The sequence below is a fragment of the Phaeobacter sp. genome, assembly GCF_022825805.1.
Lineage (GTDB): Bacteria > Pseudomonadota > Alphaproteobacteria > Rhodobacterales > Rhodobacteraceae > Phaeobacter.
Map to the genome: position 1 here is coordinate 43,062 of NZ_JAJDWC010000119.1, position 16,983 is coordinate 60,044.

General features: G+C 59.5%; 16 protein-coding genes. 6 read left to right on the forward strand and 10 right to left on the reverse strand.

Annotated elements, in window-relative coordinates:
- Positions 1-301: 301 nt before the first annotated feature.
- From Q0C28_RS13640 to purC, 5 genes are all read right to left on the reverse strand, one after another.
- Positions 302-1,639, reverse strand: coding sequence for a sigma-54 dependent transcriptional regulator (locus Q0C28_RS13640; RefSeq protein WP_293576660.1), 1,338 nt, complete (start codon positions 1,637-1,639; stop codon positions 302-304).
- A 29-nt stretch (positions 1,640-1,668) separates the two neighbouring features.
- Positions 1,669-3,438 carry an ATP-binding protein gene (locus tag Q0C28_RS13645; RefSeq protein WP_293576662.1) on the reverse strand — a complete coding sequence of 590 codons (1,770 nt, stop codon included), beginning with the start codon at positions 3,436-3,438 and terminating at the stop codon, positions 1,669-1,671.
- Between the two features lie 37 nt (positions 3,439-3,475).
- Positions 3,476-4,144, reverse strand: a complete 669-nt coding sequence (gene purQ / locus Q0C28_RS13650) for a phosphoribosylformylglycinamidine synthase subunit PurQ (RefSeq protein WP_293576664.1) — start codon at positions 4,142-4,144, stop codon at positions 3,476-3,478.
- Positions 4,141-4,374, reverse strand: coding sequence for a phosphoribosylformylglycinamidine synthase subunit PurS (gene purS / locus Q0C28_RS13655; protein WP_293576666.1), 234 nt, complete (start codon positions 4,372-4,374; stop codon positions 4,141-4,143). Before purS ends, purQ begins: the two co-directional genes overlap by 4 nt.
- 109 nt (positions 4,375-4,483) lie before the next feature.
- Positions 4,484-5,245 (reverse strand): phosphoribosylaminoimidazolesuccinocarboxamide synthase, encoded by a 762-nt coding sequence (purC, locus tag Q0C28_RS13660; RefSeq protein WP_293576667.1) that lies wholly within the window; start codon positions 5,243-5,245, stop codon positions 4,484-4,486.
- Between the two features lie 308 nt (positions 5,246-5,553).
- Here purC and Q0C28_RS13665 point away from each other — a divergent pair, with 308 nt between their 5' ends.
- The 3 genes from Q0C28_RS13665 (at position 5,554) to bmt (ending at position 9,529) form a co-directional block, all read left to right on the forward strand.
- On the forward strand, positions 5,554-5,871 hold the full coding sequence (locus tag Q0C28_RS13665) for a DUF1476 domain-containing protein (protein ID WP_293576668.1): 318 nt from the start codon (positions 5,554-5,556) through the stop codon (positions 5,869-5,871).
- Between the two features lie 382 nt (positions 5,872-6,253).
- Positions 6,254-8,446, forward strand: coding sequence for a phosphatidylglycerol lysyltransferase domain-containing protein (locus tag Q0C28_RS13670; RefSeq protein WP_293576669.1), 2,193 nt, complete (start codon positions 6,254-6,256; stop codon positions 8,444-8,446).
- Between the two features lie 60 nt (positions 8,447-8,506).
- Positions 8,507-9,529: a betaine--homocysteine S-methyltransferase gene (bmt, locus tag Q0C28_RS13675; RefSeq protein WP_293576670.1), complete on the forward strand. Its 1,023-nt coding sequence runs from the start codon at positions 8,507-8,509 to the stop codon at positions 9,527-9,529.
- A gap of 213 nt (positions 9,530-9,742) precedes the next feature.
- On the opposite strand, the gene Q0C28_RS13680 is transcribed toward bmt, so the two are convergent.
- Positions 9,743-10,837, reverse strand: coding sequence for a PA0069 family radical SAM protein (locus Q0C28_RS13680; protein WP_293576672.1), 1,095 nt, complete (start codon positions 10,835-10,837; stop codon positions 9,743-9,745).
- A 226-nt stretch (positions 10,838-11,063) separates the two neighbouring features.
- Here Q0C28_RS13680 and Q0C28_RS13685 point away from each other — a divergent pair, with 226 nt between their 5' ends.
- Both Q0C28_RS13685 and Q0C28_RS13690 read left to right on the forward strand, forming a co-directional pair.
- Positions 11,064-11,765, forward strand: a complete 702-nt coding sequence (locus Q0C28_RS13685; RefSeq protein WP_293576674.1) for a B12-binding domain-containing protein — start codon at positions 11,064-11,066, stop codon at positions 11,763-11,765.
- Positions 11,766-12,491, forward strand: coding sequence for a DUF1638 domain-containing protein (locus tag Q0C28_RS13690; RefSeq protein WP_293576676.1), 726 nt, complete (start codon positions 11,766-11,768; stop codon positions 12,489-12,491).
- A 225-nt stretch (positions 12,492-12,716) separates the two neighbouring features.
- On the opposite strand, the gene Q0C28_RS13695 is transcribed toward Q0C28_RS13690, so the two are convergent.
- A complete protein-coding gene (locus Q0C28_RS13695) occupies positions 12,717-13,130 on the reverse strand; it encodes a SufE family protein (RefSeq protein WP_293576712.1) in 414 nt (137 codons plus the stop codon).
- A 134-nt stretch (positions 13,131-13,264) separates the two neighbouring features.
- On the opposite strand from Q0C28_RS13695, the gene Q0C28_RS13700 reads away from it, so the two are divergent.
- The gene (locus tag Q0C28_RS13700) at positions 13,265-13,789 is read left to right on the forward strand and encodes a hypothetical protein (protein WP_293576678.1); all 525 of its coding nucleotides are present in this window, start codon (positions 13,265-13,267) and stop codon (positions 13,787-13,789) included.
- A gap of 192 nt (positions 13,790-13,981) precedes the next feature.
- Here the strand turns inward: Q0C28_RS13700 and rnd are convergent, their stop codons facing one another.
- The 3 genes from rnd to purM all read right to left on the reverse strand — a co-directional run bounded on the left by rnd (position 13,982) and on the right by purM (position 16,892).
- Positions 13,982-15,139 (reverse strand): ribonuclease D, encoded by a 1,158-nt coding sequence (gene rnd, locus Q0C28_RS13705; RefSeq protein WP_293576680.1) that lies wholly within the window; start codon positions 15,137-15,139, stop codon positions 13,982-13,984.
- A gap of 113 nt (positions 15,140-15,252) precedes the next feature.
- A complete protein-coding gene (purN, locus tag Q0C28_RS13710; protein WP_293576681.1) occupies positions 15,253-15,849 on the reverse strand; it encodes a phosphoribosylglycinamide formyltransferase in 597 nt (198 codons plus the stop codon).
- A complete protein-coding gene (purM, locus tag Q0C28_RS13715; protein WP_293576683.1) occupies positions 15,846-16,892 on the reverse strand; it encodes a phosphoribosylformylglycinamidine cyclo-ligase in 1,047 nt (348 codons plus the stop codon). The genes purN and purM overlap by 4 nt, the downstream gene beginning before the upstream one ends.
- Positions 16,893-16,983 lie beyond the last annotated feature (91 nt).

Consider the following 16,983-nt stretch of genomic DNA (forward strand, 5'->3'; position numbering starts at 1 on the left):
CTGCCCCAAAAGTGCGGGGCTAATCGGTCTGGTTCTGCTTTCTCGGGTCTGGCCGGACAAAAGCAGCGCCAGCGAATCTCATGGTGTGGGAACGATGTCTCAACAGACTTATCCCCGTGCTTGCAGCATAAGACCTGTGGATAGGTAATGACAATGGTCATTCTTCACCGCACCCGCGGGAATGTGCAATCGGCCGAGAATAAACGACATATCGCTAATTATTTCTTAAAAATGAAAACGCTCCACCTGCTTCGCAGCGGTGGAGCGTCCCAAAGGCACAAGCCGCACCTGCCGCAAAATATCAGGACAGGTAGTCCGACCGTTGCAGGCCATATTTGGCCATCTTCTCGTTCAGGGTCCGGCGTGGCAGGCACAATTCATCCATCACACTGGCAATCGACCCCTTGTGCCGCCGCATTGTGTTGTCGATCAGCATCCGTTCAAACGCTTCGACATATTCCTTGAGCGGTTTGCCCTCGGTTGTCATCACCGGCTGCATTTCTTCATGATCGGACATCAATAGCGAGGCGATGGTGCCAGACCCGCGACGCGACTGTAGCACCGCGCGCTCGGCGATGTTGATCAATTGGCGCACATTGCCAGGCCATGGCGCCTGCAACAGCTGTGCGGCTTCCTGGGCGCTGACCTGTGGCGCGTCGCAACCATATTCCTCGGCAAACTGTTCTGACAGGCGGGTGAACAGCGTCAGAATATCCTCACCGCGTTGGCGCAGCGGCGGCACGGTGATACTCAGGGCGGCCAGCCGGTAAAACAGATCCGGGCGCAACACATCTTCGCAGGTCTTGCCTGCTTCTTGCAGGTTGGAGATGGCTACGATCCGGGTCTCCCCTGGTATGCCCTGTTCGTTGATCACGCTGAGCAGCTTGGCCTGCAGCGGTTCTGACAACGCCTCGATATCTTCAAGAACCAACGTGCCGCCGCGGGCCTCTTCGATGGCGGGCAGCATGCTGTCTTCTGGCAACATCGGGCCAAACAGCCGCTTGGAGAGCGCCTCTTCTTCGAGCGCCGCGCAGGAAACCAGAACGAATTTCTTCCCAGCCCGGCTGCCCACAGCGTGCAGCGCATGCGCCACCAGGGTCTTGCCGGTGCCGGTTTCCCCGTCGATCAACACATGCCCGTCCGCCTGACCGAGATCCAGAATATCCTCGCGCAGGCGGTCCATCACTGGGCTGGAACCGATCAGTTTTTTCATGATGGTGGTGCCGTCGGACAGTTCGCGCCGCAGGACACGGTTGTCCAACGTCAGACGGCGGGCCCCGGTCGCGCGTTTTGCCAATTCCGACATCCGATCCGGGTTGAACGGTTTTTCCAGAAAATCAAACGCGCCGACACGCATGGCTTCGACCGCCATAGGCACGTCGCCATGGCCCGTGATCATAATCACCGGCAGCGCTGAGTCATTGCCCATCAGTTTCTTCAGAAACTGCATTCCATCCATGCCTGGCATTTTGATGTCAGAGATGACAATCCCCGGGTAGTCCGGACCCAGCACCTTCAAGGCGTCTTCGGCGCTGGCGAAGGTCTCTGTGTCATAGCCAGACAATGCCAACCACTGGCTGATCGATTGGCGCATATCCTGTTCGTCATCGACGATCGCAATTTTCATGGCCTGTGCCATTTGCGGGACCTCCATCTTTTGCGGCGGGATCACTCAGCCGCTTCGATCCCATCCGCGAGGATGGGCAATTGCATTTCAAAGACGGCGCCGCCGTTTTGACCGTTGCGGGCCGTCAGCCGTCCGCCTAGGTCGTTCACGATACCGGAAGAGATGGCAAGACCCAAACCCACGCCGTCGCCAGGCTGCTTGGTGGTGTAAAACGGCTCGAACAGGTTGTCGAAATCCTTGATCCCTGCCCCGTTGTCGCGCACCGAAAGGGTCGCCGTCTCGCCTGCTGCGAGCAGCACTTCGACCTGGGGATCTTCAACCGTTTTGGTGGCATCCAACGCGTTGCGCAGCAGGTTCACCATCACCTGCTCGATGCGCATCCGATCCCCCATCACCAGCACCGGCTGATCAGGCAGGATACGGGAGATTTTCACATGTCGTTGGCGCAGTTGCGGCTCCATCATCGACAGGCTGGAGGTCAGCGCATCGCCCATGTTTACTGGGCTAAACACATCGCCGCCTTTGCGGGCGTATGATTTCAGCTGCCGCGTGATGGCGCCCATGCGCTCCAGCAAATCATCAATTCTGCCAAATGAGGCAAGCGCCTCTTCGGGACGGTTGCGGTTCAACAGCAGACGCGCACCAGCGAGATAGGTTTTCATCGCCGCGAGTGGCTGGTTCAACTCGTGGCTGACGGCAGCCGACATCTCGCCCAAAGCGGCCAGCTTCGAGCTCTGCGCGAGGCTTTGTTCCGCCACTGCAAGCGTCTCCTGCATGCGCTCACGCTCGGCAATTTCCCGCTGGAGCCGGGCGTTCAATACGCGAAGCTCTGCCGACTCTCGTTGAAACAGCGCCATACGCAGGGCACTGCGACGGCTGAGCGCATAGAACGCCAGCGCCAAAAGGATCGCGAATCCCATGATTTCGAGCGCCAGCACGGTGTTCACGCGTTCGCGGATCGACGCATAGGTGGTGAAAGAGGTCAATCGCCAGCCCTGGAACGGGATCCGCGATTCCAATCGCATCACGGCCTCCCCCTGCAGATAGGCATCGGCTGGCAGCGCGGTCCAATCGGTGGTCGCGCGAATGGCCCGTTGGATGGCCCCGTCCGGGGGCTGCAACTCCAGCGCGTCGCGTTCGGACAGGCCGCGCCAGCGGGATTCCGTTGCCAGGATGATCTGCCCGGTGCTGTCGCTGACCATCACCGCGTCAGAGATCCCCGCCCAGGCGCGTTCGAACTTTTGCAGGTCGACTTCGACAACAATCACACCCAGCACGCCTGCTGTGTCAACGATACGGCGCGAATAGGTGAACCGATAGCCACCGACCTCTCGTTCAATAACCGAAAAAACCGTGGATTTTGCCCGCAGCGCATCCACGAAGTAGGCCGCATTGCGGTGGTTCTCGCCCAGACGGTTGCGGTCGGTCGCAGCAACTGTGCGCCCATCGCTCGCCATCAGCATGATGGAGGCGGCGCCGATTTCTTCAACGAATGAAATCAGCCGCTGGGTCGACAGCGAAAAATCGTTGGATTGCAACGCCGCAATCAGCGCCTGATCGCGCGCCAGCAGCTGCGGCACAATCGCGTGGCGCCCCAATTCGCTGACCAGGTTGCCGGAATAAAGCGCCAGGCGCAGCTCTGCCCGGCTGCGCGTGGTTTCGGTAAAACGATGCGTAAGCGCACGGTTGGTAACCCAGACCGTCACCGCAGCGACAGCCATCAGCACGACCAAAGAAAACCGCACCCGCCAGGATGTCGTGCGGGAGCGGTGCGAGGCTCGTCTTGCAGGATCGTCAGGCGCTGCGGTCATAGCTGAGATCTACCGCAAAGCCTGTCCCATCCACAAGTCACGCGGTAGTGACAAGCCCGGCAAGTGCGCGGAAGACTGCCACCCCATCAGTGCCACCATGGCCCACATCTGCGGCCCGCTCGGGATGGGGCATCATCCCCAGCACACGGCGGTTGTCAGACAGGATGCCTGCGATATCCGCAACCGAACCATTGGGATTGTCCACATAGCGGAACGCGATGCGATCCTGGTCTTCCAGCGCAGCCACGGTGTCCGCATCCGCAAAATAGTTGCCATCATGATGTGCAATCGGAACATCGATCACATCGCCCTTGGCGTAACCTTCGGTGAAGGCACTGTTGCTGGTTTCCACCCGAAGGCCCACGGTCCGGCAGATGTATTTCAGCCCTGCATTGCGCAGAAGCGCACCTGGCAGCACGCCTGTTTCGGTCAGGATCTGAAAGCCGTTACACACCCCGATGGCATAGCCGCCACGATCGGCGTGATCCACCACCGCTTTGCAGATCGGCGACTGAGCGGCAATGGCACCGCAGCGCAGATAGTCGCCATAGGAAAACCCGCCCGGCACACCGACAACATCGACGCCATCAGGCAGCGCCGTTTCCTTGTGCCAGACCATCGACACATCGCAGCCCGCCTGTTCAAAAGCCACCGCCAGGTCGCGGTCGCAATTGGATCCGGGGAAGACAACAACCGCGGCCTTCATCCCTGCATCTCGATGCTGTAGGATTCGATCACGGTGTTGGCCAGCAGCTTCTCGCACATCTCGGCGACCTGGGCTTCGGTAGCACCTTCGGCCAGGTCCAGATCAATCACTTTTCCCTGGCGCACGCCATCCACCTGGTCAAAGCCCAAGGCACCAAGGGCGTGGCGCACCGCGTCCCCTTGCGGATCCAGAACTCCGTTTTTCAGCATCACATGCACACGTGCTTTCATCGTGTTTTCCCTCGAGATTGCGTTGGTACGGCGCCGTGCCGGACCACTTCCTTGGACTGAGAACAAAAATCCCGCCAAACCAGGGGCGGGATCTGAGATTACGTTTCCGTTAGTTCACCAACGTCGGCTTGCCTGCCGCAGGCGGATTGGTCGGCATCACCCCCAGACGGCGCGCCACTTCGCTGTAGGCGTCAGTCAGGTTGCCGAGATCGCGGCGGAACACATCCTTGTCGAGCTTCTGCCCGGTCTTCTGATCCCACAAGCGGCAGCTGTCGGGGCTGATTTCATCTGCAATCACCAGACGCTGGAAATCGCCATCATAGATCCGACCAATTTCAATTTTGAAATCAACCAGCTTGATCCCGACGGCCAGCATGACGCCGGACATGAAATCATTGACCCGCAGCGCCAGGCTGAGGATGTCATCCATATCCTGCTGGCTTGCCCAGCCGAATGCGGCGATATGCTCTTCGGTGACCAAAGGATCGCCAAGCGCGTCATCCTTGTAGCAATATTCTACGATCGGCCGGGGCAGTTGCGTCCCCTCCTCCAGCCCCAAACGTTTGCAGATGGAGCCTGCTGCGTGGTTGCGCACGATGACTTCCAGCGGGATGATCTCACAGCTGCGCACCAGCTGCTCGCGCATGTTCAACCGCTTCAGGAAATGCGTCGGTACGCCGATCTGTCCGAGACCCAGCATAAAGAACTCGCTCAGAATATTGTTGAGCACGCCTTTGCCTTCGATCACGTCGCGTTTTTCTGCGTTAAACGCTGTGGCATCGTCTTTGAAATATTGCACGATCGTGCCCGGCTCCGGCCCCTCATAGAGCGTTTTTGCCTTGCCTTCGTAAATCTTCTTACGCCGTGCCATGCGGAGCCTTTCAGGAAACCAGCGGGAATCTCGTCGCGTCAACTGCGGCCCTCTTAAGCCAAGGGGGCCGTTGTCGCAAGCATGCAGCCCAAACCAGTGCTGCAGCGCGTTGCGCGACGCCCTGGCTGTCCACCGCGCCTGCCATGGCTGACGCTGACGCGCGATGCCGAAACCCCAGCCGCCCCTCTTGCGCAATGCCGTTATGGTTCACATATCAGATTGAGAACACAGCACATTACGCGACAACCCGCATGATTATTCAGACGAGAGCTTAAAAGGACACCCCATAGCAGCGAACGGAGGGCACGATGACCACATTTGACAACCGCGAACAGGCCTTTGAAAACAAATTCGCCCATGACGAGGAAATGATGTTCAAGGCTGAGGCCCGATGCAACAAATTGCTGGGCAGCTGGGCGGCAGAGATCCTCGGCAAAACCGGCGCCGATGCAGAGAGCTACATCAGCAGTGTGATCAAAGCCGATCTGGAAGAAGCGGGATTTGAAGATGTGCTGCGCAAGGTTGCTGCAGATTTGACCGGCCATGTCAGCCCGGACGAGGTGCGCGCCAAACGCGAAGAGCTGTTGCGCGAGGCCAAACAGCAGATCCTCGACACCAGCGCGTAAGCTGACCCAAAATCAATGCTCAGCGCTGCGCAAGTCATTGAACAGGTGCGGCGCTTGATCCGAAGCCAAGGAATATGGGTTTTGGCTCCAAAGCCGCAAGCCTCCGTTCCTTTGGGATTGCGTCTTTTGGGTCGAGCTGCCTCCGTTGAATAAATTTGACGCTATTTTGTCCGAGCGGATCCAGCGTCGTCAAAACCCTTGCTAAGCTGGGCTTTGAAGCGTGGTACACCGCCCGAGCCGCCCGGATCTGGCCATTGGACCCGTTTTTCGCAGGGGATTAACCGGCTGAACATCCCACTGCCCTATCCTGCTATTTGACGATCACACGGCGTTGACCATTCGGCGCTGATCTTCCGATGTTGATAGTTCGATCTGGGGCCCGATGTTTCCGATTTCTCGCAACCACAGCGCAACGCGCCGATCGCGTTTGCCCCGTTTCTTGCGGATCCTCCTGCCGCTTGTGGTGGCGATTGCCTGTCTTGATGTGCTGCACCATAGGGTCACCCTGCCGGATATCGACCAGCTTACCCAGACACTGACGTCATATTCACCAACACAATGGGCCCTTGCGCTTGTCGCCACCTCGATCAGCTTCTGGGCGCTTGGCCGCTATGACGAGGTGGCCCACCGCCATCTGCAAACCGGCCTCGCGGGTCCGGCGGCCCGCAGATCCGGTATCATCGCCATTGCACTGTCCCAGACCATCGGTTTTGGCCTGATCACCGGGGCCTTCGCGCGGTGGCGCCTAATGAAAGAGCTGAGCCCGCTGCAGGCAGCACAGCTGACCACGGTGGTGTCCGCGACATTCATGTTGGCGCTGGCGGGGATCTGTGGCGCCGCGCTGCTGATCACCGGCGTATTTTCAGCCTCGACCACTGGTCAGGTCGCTGGCCAATTCACAGGCCAATTCACGGGCCAATTCACGGGCCAAGCCACAGGTCAAGCAACTGGCCAAGCAACTGGCGCGCCGCAATTGATGGTCTGGACCGGTGCAGGCCTGTTATTGGCGACCGGGCTGGTGATTGTTGCCGCCGCTATCGCCCCGGTGCTGAGGCTCGGGCCACTGCGCTTGCGCTTGCCATCATTGTTGGCGTTTTTGGCGCTGGCGGGCTGGGCCTTGATCGATGTAATCGCCGCGGGCACAGCACTATGGATGTTTTTGCCACCCGAGGTTGGCATCTCGCTCGCCATGCTGCTGCCTACCTATTTCATCGCCCTGGGCGCGGCACTGCTGTCATCGGCTCCGGGGGGCATTGGTGCTTTTGAACTGGCGCTTTGTGCCTTGCTGCCCGTGACCGCCGCGACGGAGGTGATTGCGGCTGTTCTCGCCTTCCGTCTGGTCTACTACGCGCTGCCCGCCTGCCTCGCGGCAGTTGGATTGGCCTGGCCCGCAGCCATCGGCATTGGCGCGCGATCCACGCCCGACATCAGCGCGACAGAGGCTCTTATGGGTCACCAGCGCAGCCGCTTCTTCGACCCGGTCTGGGCGGATGATTACAACGGCCCCGCCAAGGCTGGCGTCGCGGAGACCCAGATCATCACGCAAAACCCCGGAGCGATCCACGCGTTTGGCTTCAACCAACTCGCGGTTCTGGATAGCCCACAGGCCAGCATCGCGCTGTTTTCACCCCTTGTTGGCACCCTGTCCGAGGCCCTGCCAGGGCTGTGCGCCTACGCCAAGGGCCGCAACACGGTGCCTGCGATCTATAAATGCAGGGCAACAGAGGCCCTGGCCCTGCGCCGTGCAGGCTGGCGCGTGGTGCGCATCGCTCAGGAAGCCATCATCGACCCACAACAGTTCTGCAAAGACGGCGCGCGGTTCCGACAGCTGCGGCGCAAACTGCGCCAGGCCGAAAAAGCAGGCGTTCAAACATATCCCGCCACACAAACCCTGCCGATCACCCAAATGCGCGAGATTGATCGCGCCTGGCAGGGCAGTCGGCGCGTTGCGCGGGGCACGACGATGGGCCGGTTTCAGCCCGCCTACCTGCAGCGCCAGAGGGTGTTTCTGGCCTGGAACGGACCAGAACTGCTCGGCTATGTCAGCTTTCACACCGCGGCAGGGGAATGGTGTCTCGATCTTGTTCGGCTGCATCCCAGCGCGCCGGATGGCACCGGACACAGCCTGGTCTGCGCGGCGATCAATGCCGCAGCCGCGGCCGGTATCGTTCGGCTGTCTCTGGCAGCTCTGCCCGATCTGCAGGATCTGCCCTTTGCAAGATCGACCATGTTCGCAAAACGCCTGTCCCCGGCGGCGGGGCTGCGCCAGTTCAAGGCGTGTTTCGCGCCCCGCTATGAGCCCCGTTATGCCGCAGCGCCAAACACTGCGAGCCTTATCCTGGCCATGGCTGATCTGGTGCGCATGATCCACCGTCCGGGCCCCGTTCCGCCCTGGGTCTGGAGTGCAGCGCCAGATCACTCCGATGCGCTTTCACACGCCTGGTCAACGGGGCTGTCAGATACCGCGCCGGTCGCCCACGCCAATGGCATATCCCAACCTGGCGCACCGCAGAGCGCCGATCTGCTTCATAATCATGATGAAGAAAATGAAATTGCCCTGCAGCGACGGGCATGACACACCGGATAATCACGTTTTTTGCGGCCCTACCGGGTCGTTTCGTTCACAGGACAGCCGATGACCAACACTTTTGAAACCCTGCTAAACAGCAAAGATGCCCTGCTCGCCGATGGCGCAACCGGGACGAACCTGTTCAACATGGGGCTGCAATCCGGTGATGCGCCTGAATTGTGGAATGTTGACGAGCCAAAGAAAATCACCGCGCTCTATCAAGGATCGGTAGACGCGGGCAGCGATTTGTTCCTGACCAACACCTTTGGTGGCACAGCAGCGCGTCTGAAACTGCACGATGCCCACCGCCGTGTCCGTGAGCTGAACCGCGCGGGCGCAGAACTTGGCCGCAATGTCGCCGACCGCGCCAGCCGCAAAATCGCCGTGGCTGGTTCCGTTGGACCGACCGGCGAAATCATGGAACCCGTCGGAGAGTTGAGCCACGCGCTGGCGGTCGAGATGTTCCACGAACAGGCCGAAGCATTGAAAGAAGGCGGCGTTGATGTTCTGTGGCTGGAGACGATCTCCGCGCCTGAAGAATTCCGCGCAGCTGCTGAGGCCTTCAAACTGGCCGATATGCCCTGGTGCGGCACCATGAGCTTTGACACCGCTGGGCGCACCATGATGGGCGTTACATCCTCCAACATGGCGCAGCTGGTCGAAGAACTGGATCCCGCCCCCATCGCCTATGGCGCCAATTGCGGCACCGGGGCCTCCGACATTCTGCGCACCGTTCTGGGGTTTGCAGCGCAGGGCACCGACCGCCCGATCATCTCCAAGGGCAATGCTGGGATCCCCAAATATGTGGACGGCCACATCCACTATGATGGCACCCCAGCCCTGATGGCCGAGTATGCGGTGATGGCGCGCGATTGTGGGGCAAAAATCATCGGCGGATGCTGTGGCACAATGCCGGATCATTTGCGCGCCATGCGCGAGGCGCTGGACACGCAAGAGCGATCGGATGCGCCATCTTTGGAGCGTATCGAGGCGGTTCTGGGTCCGTTTTCATCGCAAAGCGACGGCACTGGCGATGAAGCCGAGGCTGGCGAACGTCGCAACCGCCGCAGCCGTCGGCGCGCCAGCTGATCCAATGCAAGGCGCTGAGAGGGGTTTACTCACTCAGCGCAAGTGAGTTCGATCATAGGCCTGCCCTCGGGCGGGCCTTATACTTGAAACGGCGTCCGATATAGTTTTGGTCAAACCGCCCTATGCAAATCCTGGGTTATGACCACCCCCTTTGACAGGTTCTGGTCAATGTGGTTTCGGGACACTGGAGTTACTCGCCCGTTTCTGCCCCGCTCAAAACAACGCCAGCTGATCGCCCGGTTGCGGTGGGCGCTGGAACAGGTCGCAGCGCAACGGCGCGCGACGCTCCGACAAACCGAGCCGTTTGCAGGCGACCTGAAAGCGATGCGCCAACATCGCCGCATAGGGACCGTCACCGCGCATCCGCTGCCCCCAGCGGGGATCATAATCGCGCCCACCGTGCATTTCCCGCAAACGCGCCATGACCTTCTCAGCGCGCGCTGGTGCATGTTCCGCAAGCCATTCCTGCCAGAGCTGCGACACCTCCCGCGGCAAACGCAGCATGATCCAACTGGCCGCATCTGCACCGGCCTCTGCCCCGGCCGCGAGCAAAGCCTCCAATTCGTGATCCGTCAGGCCCGGCACCATTGGTGAGGCCATCACACGGACCGGAATCCCCGCATCCGACAGGCGCCGGATCATCGCCAATCTGCGCGCGGGCAGAGGCGCACGCGGCTCCATCCGGCGCAACAGATCCGGGTCCAATGTGGTCAGGGACACACCGACGCGCACCAGCCCTTTGGCCGCCATCGGCGCAAGAATGTCGATGTCGCGCTCGACCAGAACGCCTTTGGTGACAATCGCAACCGGATGGGAAAACGCCGCCAGCACCGACAGGCAAGATCTGGTGATTTCATGATCCCGTTCGACCGGCTGATAAGGATCGGTATTGGTGCCAATCGCCAAAGTGGCCACCTTGTAGGATGCGGCAGACAGCTCCTTGCGCAGCATGTCCGCCGCATTCGGGCGCGCAATCAATCGGGTTTCAAAATCCAGCCCAGGCGATAGCCCGAGATAGGCATGACTGGGGCGCGCAAAACAGTAGATGCACCCGTGCTCACAGCCCCTGTATGGGTTGATCGACCGATCAAACGGCAGATCCGGCGATCGGTTGTAGGAAATGATGCTGCGCGCCTGCTCAATTCGCACCTGTGTGCGCTCCACAGTTGGCATTGATGGGTCCGAATCCCCTGCATTTTCCCAGCCATCATCAGTGGTCACGCGATCCAGATCAAAGCGACCTGGCGCATTGCTGAGACTGGCGCGCGCTTTGCGACGCAGAGGGTGGGATACTTCGGTCTGTTGCATGCCGCGACTATGGCGCAGCCATGAGAACAAATAAAGAACAAATGTGAAAAAACGAAGATCTGCATGCGAAATCTTCATTATTATTCCGCTAGTTTTGACCGTATAGGTCGGTTCAGAACGTGGCAATGTCGCAAACATTGCAGTCTTGCTGCGGCAATCTGGACCAATAGGGACAAAAAACCGATGCCACGCCGGGGAATACCCCGCCCAGTCAAGGAATATAAAAATGTCGGACGACGCAGATGACATCATCCTGGCAGAACTGAGCGACGAAGATCTCGTTCAGCAGATGTTTGATGACCTCTACGATGGTCTCAAGGAGGAAATCGAGGAAGGTGTGAACATCCTTCTGGAGCGGGGTTGGGCGCCCTATCAGATCCTGACCGAAGCGCTTGTTGGCGGTATGACAATCGTTGGTGCTGACTTCCGTGACGGCATCCTGTTCGTGCCCGAAGTGCTGCTGGCCGCAAACGCGATGAAAGGTGGCATGGCCATCCTGAAGCCGCTGCTGGCGGAAACCGGCGCGCCGCGCATGGGCTCCATGGTGATCGGCACCGTGAAGGGTGACATCCACGACATCGGCAAGAACCTCGTCTCCATGATGATGGAAGGCGCTGGTTTCGAAGTGGTCGACATCGGCATCAACAACCCGGTAGAAAACTATATCGAGGCTCTCGACGAGCACAAGCCAGACATCCTTGGCATGTCCGCTCTGCTGACGACCACCATGCCTTACATGAAGGTCGTGATCGACACATTGGTCGAGCAAGGCAAGCGCGATGATTACGTCGTGTTGGTCGGCGGTGCACCGTTGAATGAAGAGTTCGGCAAAGCCATTGGCGCCGACGCTTATTGCCGTGACGCTGCCGTGGCTGTGGAAACCGCCAAGGACTTCGTTGCGCGCAAGCACAACCAGATGAGCGCCTAATTGGCACGCAAAGGACGCGCCGCCCGCCTGACTGAGCGGGCGGCGCACCAACCGCCAACCGGGCGTTCGCTGGACGAGGCCTCGCTTACGGAACAGGGTTTGGCGGCCCCTGAAAAGAAACACGGTCGCGTGTTGCTGATCGCTTGTGGGGCTCTGGCCCGCGAGATCCTGGCATTGAAACAGGCAAACACTCTGGATCACCTTGATCTGACCTGCCTGCCCGCCAAGCTGCATCTTTACCCCGAACAAATTGTTGAGGCCGTGGAATATGCCGTGGCCAAGCATAGGACGACCTATGACGCCATCCATGTGGTTTACGCGGATTGTGGCACCGGTGGGCTGTTAGAGCAGAAATGCGCCGAACTTGGCGTTGAAATGATTGCCGGGCCGCATTGCTATTCGTTTTTTGAGGGCAATGACACATTTGCCCGCCATGCCGATGATGGCGAAATCACCGCGTTTTATCTGACAGATTTTCTAGTCAAACAGTTCGATGCCTTTGTCTGGCGTCCGATGGGGTTGGATAAGAACCCCGAACTGCGTGACATGGTTTTTGGCAACTACACCAAACTCGTCTATCAATCGCAGATCGATGATCCCGCCCTGGTCGATAAGGCTCGCGCCTGCGCGGAGCGCATGGGGCTGCTGTTTGAACATCGCCACACCGGTTATGGCGATTTGGAAACCGCGATGCTGCGGTGGGGCAAGGATCAGCCGCAGGGCTGAGCATCATTCGAGCTGAGCACCGTTCGCGCTGAGCATCATTCGCCCGCTGCGCGATAGAGCCCGTCGATTGGCATCCGCGATTATTGCTATCCGCGATGACGTGATGCTGCGGCCGAAACAAAGCCCCCCGCAAAAAAGCGCCCTTGGCTGAACCACAATTCGTCGCCAAGCGCGAAAGCGGAGGATCTCCCCCCGCCTACCCGCGACCACACAGTTGTTTCTAGGTCAGTTGGACGCTGCGGCGGCGGTTTCCTGAATGCGCTGGATCATGGCAGTCAACCCGTTGGAGCGTTGCGCTGACAGGTGATCGTTCAGGCCGAGACGCGCCATTTCTGCACGCGCGTCAACCGCTGTCACCTCGGACACCGGCAAGCCGTTATAGAGCGCACGCAAAACGGCAATCAGCCCGCGCACGATCATGGCGTCGCTTTCCCCGTCAAAGTGGAACACCCCATCCTCGATCACAGGGTGGAGCCAGACCTGGCTTGCGCAGCCATCCACCTTGGTCGCAGGCACCTTTAGCGCATCGTCCAGCGGCTCCATCGCCTTGCCCTGGTCGATGACATGGCGATAGCGGTCTTCCCAATCCTCAAGGAATTCGAAATCCTCGACAATCTCTTCAAAGGCGGCACTGGCCATGCGGTATGTCCTCATCTGGTTTCTGCCTGGCGGCACGCAACGACCTAAGGCGCAAACAATAGGTTTTCAACAGCTTTTCAAGCCGCTTGCAATCGGCTACCACTTGCGCAGTGCTATTGAACGGGTGATGCATCATGAACAGACCTTTGGCAGTCCTCCTGATATCAGCGGTCGGACTATCTGCATGTGGCTTCCGTGACTCCCGCGTGAACCCGTTGAACTGGTTTGGCGGATCCAGAGAAGTGGCAACAGAGGCTGTTGTCGATGAGGACATCAACCCGCTGATCCCAGTGGAAAACCGCGTGAACCTTCTGCGTCGGCCGGATGCTGTGGATCAGACAGTTCTGGTTCAAACGGTGTCCGATATGCGTATCGAACGCACGCCAACAGGCGCGATCGTCTATGCCAGCGGTCTTGCCGCGCGTCAGGGTGCCTATGGCGTTGAATTGCGCCTGGATGAGAGCGACCGTGACGAACGCACCAAGGATCAGACCTTGGATTTCACCTTCCGCGCCATCTACCCTGATTTTGCAACACCTGTTGGCGTCGATCGCAGCCGCACCTTGCGCGCCGCTGTCAGCCTGACCAAACAACAACTGGCTGGTGTGCGCAGCATCCGGATCGTGGCTGCGGACAATGCCCGCGAAAGCCGTCGTTGATCCCGGCACAGTTTACTCTACCGTGGTTGATTAGTGCGACGAACCGGTCGTCAGGAACTCACCATCGACCTCTGACGATGAAAAAAGGCGCCTCAACGGGCGCCTTTTGCGTATTGACCTAAGAGGGTGTCGCCCCAGCCATTGTGTCTAGAGCGTCATGGTTGGAGTGACAGAATTAGATCAGTGTGAGCGTCAGAGCGTCACAACCTTCACATCCTGGCCCCGCGCGGCCAGCGCAATTTCCCCGTTGCACAGACGCAAGGCGTCAGCGCCAAACACCTCATGGCGCCAGCCTTTGAGAGCGGCAACATTGCGTTGTCCCGCAGCAATCGCATCCAGATCCGAACTTGGCGCGATCAATTTGGCCGCAACCCCCGAGGCTTCTGTCTTCGCTTTCAGCAGCACCCGCAGCAGATCCGCCAGCGCCGGATTGACCTGGAGCTTTTCGCGGCTGCGATCCGCCTCAGGCTGCTTAGACGCCGGGCAAGCGATCCCTTTGGCGATGGCCTGCAGAATGCCCTCCGCGATGGCGCCCTTGCGTGCTTCGCGCAACAGCAGGCGGGAATTGCCCAGCTCTGAACCGGACTGTGGTTTGGTAGAAGCGAGTTCGACGAGTGCGTCGTCTTTGAACACCCGGTTGCGCGGCACGTTGTTCGTTTTTGCATAGGTTTCGCGGAATGCCGCCAGTTCACGCACCACCGCCAGGAACTTGCCAGAGGTCGTGCGGGTTTTGACGCGGCGCCAGGCCTCTTGCGGATCAATGTCGTAGGTCGCCGGATCGGTCAGCACCTGCAGCTCTTCAGCCACCCAATGCGCGCGGTCTGTCCGCGCCAGCTCCGCTGCGAGATGCTCATAGATCTGCCGCAAATGCGTAACGTCTGCCAGCGCGTAGGTTTTTTGCGCATCGCTCAGCGGGCGGCGGGACCAATCAGTAAAGCGCGAGGTTTTATCCAACCCCTGCTTGACGATTTTACGGACCAGCGTTTCATAACCAACCTGCTCGCCAAATCCGCAAACCATCGCAGCAACCTGCGTGTCAAACAACGGGGTGGGAAACACCTGCGCATCGACCCAGAAAATCTCCAGATCCTGTCTGGCTGCGTGAAACACTTTCACCACGTTTTCGTTTCGGAACAGCGCATAAAGCGGTTCCAACGACACCCCATCTGCCAGCGGATCAACCAACACAGCATTGGCGTTTCCTTTGCCGGGAAAGGCCAGTTGGACCAGGCACAATTTGGAATAATACGTTCGTTCGCGCAGGAATTCGGTATCAACCGTGACGTATGGGTGTTGTGCAGCCTCGTGGCAGAAGGCCTCCAATTCTTCGGTCGTGGTAATGGTTTTCATAAAGCGAATTCGTCCAGGTGGTCAGTTCAGCAGATGCCACGGTGATACGCGCTCACTTGCATCAATGCAATTGGCGGGCTGTTTTGCGCGCCAACTGTCCCCATGGTGTCACATCAACGCAGTTCAATCGGCTTGCGGTCGCCAGCAGCATAGCGGCGCAGCACCTGCGGGTAGAGTTTATGCTCTTGCACCAGCACCTTAGAGGCCAATGTTGCAGCCGTGTCACCTGGGTCGACATCAACAAACGCCTGCCCCAGAATGGGCCCGTCATCCAGCACAGCCGTTACCTCATGCACGGTGCAGCCATGCTCTGCATCGCCCGCAGCCAGGGCCCGCGCATGGGTGTTCAGCCCTGTGTATTTGGGTAGTAACGATGGATGGATGTTGAGCATACGGCCCTGAAATTGCGAGACGAACCCATCGGTCAGAACCAGCATGAACCCAGCCAAAGACACGATATCAGCCTGGCTCTCCAGGATTGGTTTGATCAGTTCTGCCTCAAACGCAGCACGGTCCTGCCCATAAGGGCGGTGATCGACCACCGCTGTTGGGACGCCTGCAGCCTCTGCCTTTGCCAGGCCACCGGCATCAGCCTGGTTGGACAGCACCAGGCAAGGTCGCGCCGGATGGTCGCCGGTCATGCTTTGTACCAGCGACACCATATTGGAGCCACCGCCAGAAATCAGGATGGCGACCCGCTTGAAACTCACAGCAAGGCGCCCGAGTAACGCATCCCTGCCCCCGAGGTCACAGTGCCCAAACGTGACACGGTTTCCCCTTCGTCTTGCAGCAGAGCAACCAACGCATCCGCGCGATCGGCCGAGACCGACAGGATCATGCCAATGCCGCAATTGAAGGTCTTCAGCATCTCCGCCTCAGCGATATTGCCGGTCTCCGCCATCCAGCGGAATACAGGCGGCAGGTCCCAGGCATTCAGGTCGATATCGGCGCCCAGATCCTCGGGCAGAACCCGTGGCAGGTTTTCGGTCAGCCCGCCACCGGTGATGTGCGCGAGCGCGTGGACCCCGCCAGCCCGCACGGCCGCGAGACACTGTTTGACGTAAAGCCGGGTCGGTGTCAGCAGCGCCTCCCCCAATGTGCCATCAGCAAACGGGCAGTCTGCGTCCCAGCCAAGGCCGGACAGATCCACCAGCTTGCGCACCAGAGAGTAACCATTGGAGTGCACCCCATCAGACGCCAAGCCCAACAGAACGTCGCCCTCCTGCACCTCAGCAGGCAGAGCGGTTCCCCGCTCCATCGCGCCGACGGCAAATCCCGCGAGATCAAAATCACCATCCGGGTACATGCCCGGCATCTCTGCGGTCTCCCCCCCGATCAGGGCACAACCGGAGCGCACGCACCCCTCGGCGATACTATCAATGATGCGCGCCGCAGTCGCCGTCTCCAGCTTTCCGGTTGCGAAGTAATCCAGGAAGAACAGCGGCTCAGCCCCCTGGCAAACAAGATCGTTCACACACATTGCGACCAGATCAATCCCAACGCCATCGACCACGCCCGTGTCGATAGCAATCCGCAGCTTGGTCCCCACGCCATCTGTCGCCCCGACCAAAATGGGATCGCTGTATCCGGCATCTTTCAGATCGAACAGAGCGCCAAACCCGCCAAGGCCACTCATCACGCCAGACCGATTGGTCCGCTTGGCCGCCGGTTTGATACGGTCGACCAGCGCGTTACCTGCATCAATATCCACCCCCGCATCCGCGTAGGTCAAACCGTTCTTGCCGCTGGTCATATCGGTGCTCCTTGAATGATGTTGCGCAGCCTTTACCCCATGGTCGCACAGAAAGAAACAAAGGATTGTGCTTGCACGCCTGCCATGCGGA

Bases quoted from the DNA above. Each gene is read 5' to 3' on its own strand.
- Q0C28_RS13695 (WP_293576712.1), bottom strand. From the start codon at position 13,130: ATGGCCAGTGCCGCCTTTGAAGAGATTGTCGAGGATTTCGAATTCCTT.
- Q0C28_RS13645 (WP_293576662.1), bottom strand. From the start codon at position 3,438: ATGACCGCAGCGCCTGACGATCCTGCAAGACGAGCCTCGCACCGCTCC.
- Q0C28_RS13680 (WP_293576672.1), bottom strand. From the start codon at position 10,837: ATGCAACAGACCGAAGTATCCCACCCTCTGCGTCGCAAAGCGCGCGCC.
- purS (WP_293576666.1), bottom strand. From the start codon at position 4,374: ATGAAAGCACGTGTGCATGTGATGCTGAAAAACGGAGTTCTGGATCCG.
- Q0C28_RS13665 (WP_293576668.1), top strand. From the start codon at position 5,554: ATGACCACATTTGACAACCGCGAACAGGCCTTTGAAAACAAATTCGCC.
- purC (WP_293576667.1), bottom strand. From the start codon at position 5,245: ATGGCACGGCGTAAGAAGATTTACGAAGGCAAGGCAAAAACGCTCTAT.
- Q0C28_RS13700 (WP_293576678.1), top strand. From the start codon at position 13,265: ATGAACAGACCTTTGGCAGTCCTCCTGATATCAGCGGTCGGACTATCT.
- Q0C28_RS13670 (WP_293576669.1), top strand. From the start codon at position 6,254: ATGTTTCCGATTTCTCGCAACCACAGCGCAACGCGCCGATCGCGTTTG.
- rnd (WP_293576680.1), bottom strand. From the start codon at position 15,139: ATGAAAACCATTACCACGACCGAAGAATTGGAGGCCTTCTGCCACGAG.
- bmt (WP_293576670.1), top strand. From the start codon at position 8,507: ATGACCAACACTTTTGAAACCCTGCTAAACAGCAAAGATGCCCTGCTC.
- Q0C28_RS13685 (WP_293576674.1), top strand. From the start codon at position 11,064: ATGTCGGACGACGCAGATGACATCATCCTGGCAGAACTGAGCGACGAA.
- Q0C28_RS13640 (WP_293576660.1), bottom strand. From the start codon at position 1,639: ATGGCACAGGCCATGAAAATTGCGATCGTCGATGACGAACAGGATATG.
- purQ (WP_293576664.1), bottom strand. From the start codon at position 4,144: ATGAAGGCCGCGGTTGTTGTCTTCCCCGGATCCAATTGCGACCGCGAC.
- purM (WP_293576683.1), bottom strand. From the start codon at position 16,892: ATGACCAGCGGCAAGAACGGTTTGACCTACGCGGATGCGGGGGTGGAT.